This window comes from Blastococcus sp. SYSU DS0616 (assembly GCF_054051015.1).
The window spans coordinates 22,569-29,132 of record NZ_JBJHAJ010000042.1; the positions used below are offsets into that span (position 1 = coordinate 22,569).

Here is a 6,564-nt window from a genome sequence, read left to right on the forward strand (position 1 = left end):
CCGGCCACAGGTCGGCAGCCCTTCCACGCCTGTTCTGGCGTGTCATGCAGGACTGTCGTCAGCGGCGTCTAGCGTGCGCAGGCGTGGCACAGCAGCACGCGTCCGGCAGCACCGCATCCCTTCCCGTCGCACCACTCCCCAGCCGGGGGAGCGGTGAGGAACGCCGGTGCGGCTGGTGCCGCCGGGTTCTCCCACAGCAGGGGTCGGTCGGGCGGCCGCGGCTGTACTGCGGCCAGGCCTGCCGCCAGCGCGCCTACGAGCAGCGCTCGGCGACCGCGAAGGCAGGATTGCCCGGCGACGTCGTACTGGTGTCACGGGCGGAGCTGGACGGGCTGCAGGACCGGCTGTTCCAGCTGCGCTGCGCCCTGGAAGACGTGCAGACGCTGCTGCAGGAGCGGCCGACCAAGGCCGAGCTGGAGCGTTCCCTGGCCGACCTCGTCCACTCGACGGGCCGGCTGGACCGGCTCTGGGTCACCGAACGCTCCAGCTGACCGGCACCTCAGTCGCCCTGCGTGTCGTCGTCGGTGTTCTGGTCGGTCTCCGGGTTGCTGACGTCCGGCAGGTTCTCCCGGTCGGCGTCCTCGGGGTCGACCGTCTCCACGACCTCGTCGGTGCTGCCGTCATTGCGATCCAGCCCGGCCGGATCCCCGCACGCGGTCAGCGTCGCAGCTCCGCCGAAGAGCGCCAGCGAAGTCAGCAGTGCGGCGAACGGTCGTCGGATTCTCATGTGCCCGACCCTACGAAGCCCGACGGTGGTCCGCCTGTCGAACGACCGACACCACAGTGAATACGTCACTGTGACGTAACGATGCTGGTGTCAGCGGACGGGGAGGGTGGTCGCGGAGGACCGGATGCCGGGGGTCGCGGACGGGCCGCACGAACGCTCGACGGGCGGCGCACGTCCCGAGTCAAGATCAATTTCGGGGGAGTCGGACGAGCCGGAGGTCGGAGGTGCCCGCAAGTGCGCACAGGCAGCCGGCTGCCGACCCAGCCGCGGGGTCGTGAGGCGGGACGTCGGCAACGGGCACCCGAGCGGCGTCCCGACATCGGCCTCCGACATCGGCCTCCGGCATCGGCCTCGGGCGTCAAAAGCCGCGGCGGCGACGCCTGCGGTGGACGGTCATCACGCCGGCCGACCTGGGCGATTCCCGACAGGTGTCAGCCCCTTCTCGCGCCCCGTTCTATCGCGCCGATAATCGACGTTATGTCAACTAACTGAGGGACTGTTGCAACGGATGCAGGACCAGCTCCGCCAGGTGGTGGGCGCGACGCCGTACAGCGTCCCAGCACCGACGAGCCCGTGGCCGTCGTAGCGTTCACCGTCATGAGCACCGCCTCCGCCTCGCAGAACCTCGACCACGTCACTGCCGTCGCGACCCGCTATATCGAGCAGCACCTCGGAGACGATCTGCTGCAGTGGAGCGAGGTCATCGACCACCTCAAGGCGCGCGGCTACACGGCCGAGGCCACCCCGGCAGTCCTCCGCGCCGTCCTGGACCTCGAACGCACCGGTGTGATGTGCTTCGCCCACGCCCCCGAGCGCATGCGCCACCCCCGCCCCGGCGACGCCGCACCCGCACCCCTCCATGAGGTCGCCGCCGCCGTCCTGTCTCTGCCGTGGCCCTGCACCCGCAACGACCGCCCGGGCGGCAGCCGGTCCATCTGGGAGACCTTCGAGGAGCTCGACGGCCGCTACCGGCACTGCGACGTCTACGAGGCCATGCACACCCTGCTGAAAGGTCACGAACTCAAGAGCAGCCGCGTGTACTGGCAGCGGACCGACCTGCCGTCACGCTTCGACACGGCTGGCCGCTTCGCTCAACGGGCTGAAGCCATCGCCGTGCAACCACCGGCTTCTCCCGCCCGCCAGCAGCTCGAAGCGGACCTCGTCGCCGCGTATGTCGCGACACTCCCTCACCGCTACCTCCGAGAGCACCCCATCGGTGAACTGCGAGCCGACGTGTACGAGCCAACGGTCCGGCGCGTCGTGGAGGCGAAAGCCGCCGCCGATGTCGTCACCGTCGCTCACGCATGGGCTCAGGCAGCCGCCTACCGGTACGCAGCGAACACCTCCGCGCTCGATGACCGGACCACCGTCGAGTCCATCGCGGTCCTCCTCCCGGCCGCACCCACCGGGACCGCCCGCAGCTTCCTCGAGCATGTCGCCGCAGACTGCTTCGAGGTCGAGCTCATCTACCCCCACGGCGAGACGTTCCGGCACGAGCAACTCACCTGACCTGAGCGCCGGCAACGGCCAGGTCAGGGTGCGCGAGCCGCTCCCTGCATGACGGGGACCGCCCACCGGACATGGGCCGGCGGCAATGCCACCATCACCATCCTGTCGCCGCACTCGGCTCCGTGGACCACCAACGCCGACCGAGCTCCGCCGGCAAGGTCACGGGCCGACGCCTCGGAATGCCGCGAGCGCCCCCCTCGGGCATCTCGTCGAAGTCGTCCGCGATCCTCGTCCGGCCCCGCAGCGAGCCCGGTACGCGCCGAACCGCCCGGGTTCCGGCCGCGACCAGGCGGGCAACCGGTTTGCCAGCGCGAGTGATGACGACGTCCTCCCCTGCCCCGACCGCTTCCAGCAGCCGACAGGTGTGTCGTCGCCTCGTGGACGCGCACGGTTCTCGCCACGGATCCAGTGTCAGGGCCCAATCAACGCCCCCCCCCCCCGCCGCGCGGGCACAGATCCGCCTCGCCACCAGGGTGGCCAGTGTTGCCGTCGAGGAAACTTTGCCCTACTGTTTCCCATATGGAAACTCCTAGCGGCCGATCACCGTCCCCCGAGGAAGCCCGCGAGACGCTCGCCCAGCTGGCGCGCGACCAGGACGCGGTGCGGTATCCGCCGATCCCCCGTTGGTTCTTCGTGGTGATGGCGGCGGTCGTCGCCGGGGTCGCCCTCGCCCAGCTGCTGCCCCCGAAGACCGCCGCCTTCGCGGTCCTCCCCCTCGTGGTCATCAGCGGCCTGCTCGCCCACCGGTACTGGTTCAACCCGGAGGGGGTGTCCGGCGCCTCGGTGCAGCCGGCCGACATGGTCGGGTACCTGGCCGTCGTCCTGGGCACGTTCGTGGCCTGCTGGCTGGTGGAGGCCTTCACCGACGCCTGGTGGATCTGGTTCCCGGGCGCCGCGGTCGTCGCCGGCGCCGTCCTCGTCACCGGGTACCGCTACGGCCGCGAGTACGGGCATGAGCGCTGACGCCCCGGCCTTCGACGAGGTCATCCACGCGCCGCACCGGCTGCGCATCTGCGCGATGCTCAGCGCCGCCCAGAAGGTCGAGTTCACCGTGCTGCAGGAGAAGCTGGGCATCTCGAAGTCGGCGCTCAGCAAGCACCTGAGCCAGCTTGCCGACGCTGGTTACGTCACACAGGAAAAAGCTGTCCGCGATGCCCGCAGCCGGCTCTGGCTGGCACTGACCAGCGAGGGCAGCCGCGCCTACCGCGGTCACGTCCGTGCGCTGAAGGAGATCGTCGCCTCCGACCCCGGCTGAGCCGGCGCCCGTCGCCCGTCGCGGCGCCCGGATCGCCGATGAGTTCGGTGGACCACGCGGGTCTTCCCTGAGCACGCCGGTGACAGACGATGGGAGGCCCGGGTGAGCACGTTTGCACTGGTGCACGGAGCCGGTGACGACGGGTGGTACTGGCACCTGGTCGAGTCCGACCTCCGCCGGCGCGGCCACCACGCGGTCGCACCGGACCTCCCGGCCGGCGACGACTCCCTGACGCTCGACGACTACGCCGATGCGGTCGTCGAGGCGGTGGGCGCCGCCCCCGACCTCGTGGTGGTGGGTCACTCGTTCGGCGGGTTCACCGCTCCCCTGGTGGCTGCCCGCCTCCGGGCCAGGGCGCTGGTCCTGGTGGCCGCGATGGTCCCGGCACCTGGTGAGGCACCCGACGAGTGGTGGATCAGCAGCGGCTATGCCGAGGCGGCACGTGCCCAGGCGGCCCGCGACGGGGGCCGCACCGGCAGCGACGACCCGTACGTCGCCTATTACCACGACGTGCCCCGGTCGCTGGCCGAGGAGGCGATCAGCAGGGAGCGCGCGCACCCCTCCACCGCCGCGTGCGCGCAGCCGTGGCCGCTCGAGGCGTGGCCGGACGTGCCGACCACCGTCGTCGTCTGCACGCAGGACCGGCTCTTCCCGGCCGGCTTCCTGCGTCGCCTGGCGGCCGTGCGCCTCGGGGTGCGCCCCGTCGAGATCGACGCCGGCCACTGCGTGGCGTTGAGCCGGCCAGGCCCGCTCGCCGACGTGCTGGCCGGCGCCGGCTGACCTCACCGGGTCGGCGCGTCCACCACCAGGCCGAGCCACCGCGCGAGCTCCCCGATCTCGGCCCGCACCGCGTTGCGCACGGCCGCGGTGAACGGCACGTCCTCGTGGACGCCGTGCACCACCAGCCGGCCACCGGCGCGATCGGCGGTGGCGTCGAGCTTCCCGACCAGCCGGTCGTGGTGCAGGACGGGGAGCGCGAAGTAGCCCCACCGGCGCTTGGCCCGCGGCTTGTACATCTCCAGCTGGTACTCGAAGCCGAAGAGTTCCAGCGCGCGCCGACGGTCGTGCACCAGGCGGTCGAACGGTGACAGCAGCGCGGTCCGCCCCGCGAACGGCTGCCCGACCGCGGCGGGGTCGACCCGCCACGTCCCGGCCACCCCCTCGATGGTCGCGGACTCCCCTGCGTCGCGGACGTCGACCGGCTCGCCCGGTACCGACGCCCCCTTCTCCCGGGCGAGGCCCAGGGCGCGCAGCCGCCGCTCGTCGCGGATGCGGCGGGCCTCCTCCAGCGGCACAGCGGTGAGACCGGCCGGGTAGACCCGCTCGGCGACGTCCCACAGGCGCTGCCGGCCGCGCCGCCCCGCGATCGCGACCTCGCCGCGCATCATCAGGAACTCGAGCATCTGGGTGACGTTGCGGTCGTGGGTCCAGCCCGTGGACGCCCACGGCACCGAGCTCGTGTCGGGGATGTCCCGGGAGAGCAGCGGCCCGGACGAGCGCAGTCGCCCGACGACGTCGCGCCGGAACGACTCGTTGGCCTGGAGCCACGCACGCGACGCCTCCCTGCTCGGCCAGCGGGCCATGCCCGCCAGCAGCAGCGCGATGTCCTCCATCGGCCGGACCAGTGCGTTGTGCTCCACGAGGCTGCGGTCCTCGAGGGCCCGGGTCAGCTGGGCCGGGAGGTAGCTGCTCCCGAGCCGGCTCCAGGCGACCAGGTCGGCGCTGGGAGCGATCGCCGCTGTGGGGTCGACCTGGAGCAGCGTCAGGTGGCGGACCGTCGCCAGCAGGCTCTCGGGTCGGTGGCCGTCCAGCAGCTGGGCGCGCACGGCGATCGCGCGCGCCTCGTCCCGGTCCAGCCTGTGCGCCGACATCTGCCGAACCGTAGCGGCGGCCGCCCGCGGACGGGGACGATGATCGGACCATGCCGCGCACCTGGACCCACGTCGGCCGTTGCTGGACCGACGGCGAACCCTTCCTCGCCCTCGACAGCGACCTGCTGCCGCACTGGCGCGGCCTCAGCGAGCAGGGGTACGAGGCGCTGGTGCCGCAGCTGGACTACCAGCTCACCGGCATCCGGCTGGGTGGGAGCACCGCGGCGCTGGTGCTGACAGACCCCGAGGTCGGCGACGAGGGCTGGCTGGAGGTGTTCCGCGCCGACGACGGCAGCATCGCCGTCGTCCAGGCGACCGCGGGCGACTACCGGGAGGCCCTGGACGCCGCGCTGGCCTTCCCCGAGGCCCACGACCAGGTCGGCGACGTGGTGTCCGTCCCGAGCGGCCGGCTCGCCTTCATCAGCGCGGCGCTGGACGGCACGGGCGAGGACGGCGCCTTCCTGCTGCCCGAGTCCCCCGGCCCGACGCCGGACTCCGGCGAGCTGGCCGCCGGCGCCGCCACCGACGCGAGCCCCCTGCTGGTCGTGCCGCCGGGAGCCTTCCGGCTGTCGGTGCGTTGGCGGACGGAGCTGCACGCGGACGCGGCGTTCGCCCGCTGGCTGCTCATCCGGGAGGGCTGACCGCTCAGTTCTCGCGCCGGCGGCGGTCCACCCAGCACCACCGCCGACCACGCACCCCGGGAGCCCGCATGTCCCCCACCGTCCGCCCGATCGTCGTCACGCCCGATCTCGAACGGCTGCGGTCCTTCTACGTCGGTCTCCTCGACGCGGAGGAGACCGACCGTTTCCCGGAGGAGGGGCCGCTGTCCTACCTGGGTCTGCGGGTAGGGAGCTCGGAGCTGGGCCTCACCGCCGACTCCGGCGTCGCGGCCGGCACCCCCGGGCGGGTGCTGCTGAGCATCGAGGTCCCCGACGTCGACGGCGTCCTCCCCCGGGTCGCGGAGCTCGGCGGCGCGGCGCCGCACGGGTCGAACGACATGCCGTGGGGGCAGCGCGTCGCGCACGTCACCGACCCGGACGGCAACGCCGTCAACCTGACCCAACAACTCTGAGGCGGGGGGGGGGGGGGGGGGGGGGGGGGGGGGGGGGGGGGGGGGGGGGGGGGGGGGGGGGGGGGGGGGGGGGGGGGGCGCCGCGCGGGGGGCCCGCCCCCCCCCCGACCCCCCCCCCCCACCCACCCCC

10 protein-coding genes are annotated in these 6,564 nt (G+C 73.0%); 7 read left to right on the plus strand and 3 right to left on the minus strand.

Features of this window, described 5'->3' with window-relative positions; translation table 11 throughout:
* Positions 1–83 precede the first annotated feature (83 nt).
* Complete coding sequence (locus ACI79K_RS20310; protein WP_456587817.1) at positions 84–491, plus strand: hypothetical protein; 408 nt, start codon at positions 84–86, stop codon at positions 489–491.
* A gap of 8 nt (positions 492–499) precedes the next feature.
* On the opposite strand, the gene ACI79K_RS20315 is transcribed toward ACI79K_RS20310, so the two are convergent.
* Positions 500–727, minus strand: coding sequence for a hypothetical protein (locus ACI79K_RS20315; protein ID WP_456587816.1), 228 nt, complete (start codon positions 725–727; stop codon positions 500–502).
* 597 nt (positions 728–1,324) lie between these two features.
* Between ACI79K_RS20315 and ACI79K_RS20320 the strand changes: the two genes are divergently transcribed.
* Positions 1,325–2,236, plus strand: coding sequence for a hypothetical protein (locus ACI79K_RS20320; RefSeq protein WP_456587815.1), 912 nt, complete (start codon positions 1,325–1,327; stop codon positions 2,234–2,236).
* Between the two features lie 94 nt (positions 2,237–2,330).
* Here ACI79K_RS20320 and ACI79K_RS20325 read toward each other — a convergent pair whose 3' ends face one another.
* Positions 2,331–2,705 (minus strand): type II toxin-antitoxin system Phd/YefM family antitoxin, encoded by a 375-nt coding sequence (locus tag ACI79K_RS20325; protein WP_456600612.1) that lies wholly within the window; start codon positions 2,703–2,705, stop codon positions 2,331–2,333.
* Positions 2,706–2,755: 50 nt separating this feature from the next.
* Between ACI79K_RS20325 and ACI79K_RS20330 the strand changes: the two genes are divergently transcribed.
* The 3 genes from ACI79K_RS20330 to ACI79K_RS20340 all read left to right on the plus strand — a co-directional run bounded on the left by ACI79K_RS20330 (position 2,756) and on the right by ACI79K_RS20340 (position 4,271).
* Entirely contained in the window at positions 2,756–3,199 is a 444-nt protein-coding gene (locus ACI79K_RS20330) for a hypothetical protein (RefSeq protein WP_456595668.1), read from the plus strand.
* Positions 3,189–3,491, plus strand: coding sequence for a transcriptional regulator (locus ACI79K_RS20335; protein ID WP_456600613.1), 303 nt, complete (start codon positions 3,189–3,191; stop codon positions 3,489–3,491). The genes ACI79K_RS20330 and ACI79K_RS20335 overlap by 11 nt, the downstream gene beginning before the upstream one ends.
* Before the next feature lie 102 nt (positions 3,492–3,593).
* Positions 3,594–4,271: an alpha/beta fold hydrolase gene (locus ACI79K_RS20340; protein ID WP_456600614.1), complete on the plus strand. Its 678-nt coding sequence runs from the start codon at positions 3,594–3,596 to the stop codon at positions 4,269–4,271.
* A 2-nt stretch (positions 4,272–4,273) separates the two neighbouring features.
* Here the strand turns inward: ACI79K_RS20340 and ACI79K_RS20345 are convergent, their stop codons facing one another.
* Positions 4,274–5,362: a DNA glycosylase AlkZ-like family protein gene (locus ACI79K_RS20345; RefSeq protein WP_456600615.1), complete on the minus strand. Its 1,089-nt coding sequence runs from the start codon at positions 5,360–5,362 to the stop codon at positions 4,274–4,276.
* A gap of 50 nt (positions 5,363–5,412) precedes the next feature.
* Between ACI79K_RS20345 and ACI79K_RS20350 the strand changes: the two genes are divergently transcribed.
* Both ACI79K_RS20350 and ACI79K_RS20355 read left to right on the plus strand, forming a co-directional pair.
* Positions 5,413–6,003 (plus strand): hypothetical protein, encoded by a 591-nt coding sequence (locus ACI79K_RS20350; protein WP_456591298.1) that lies wholly within the window; start codon positions 5,413–5,415, stop codon positions 6,001–6,003.
* Positions 6,004–6,071: 68 nt separating this feature from the next.
* Complete coding sequence (locus ACI79K_RS20355) at positions 6,072–6,434, plus strand: VOC family protein (RefSeq protein ID WP_456600616.1); 363 nt, start codon at positions 6,072–6,074, stop codon at positions 6,432–6,434.
* Positions 6,435–6,564: the final 130 nt, after the last annotated feature.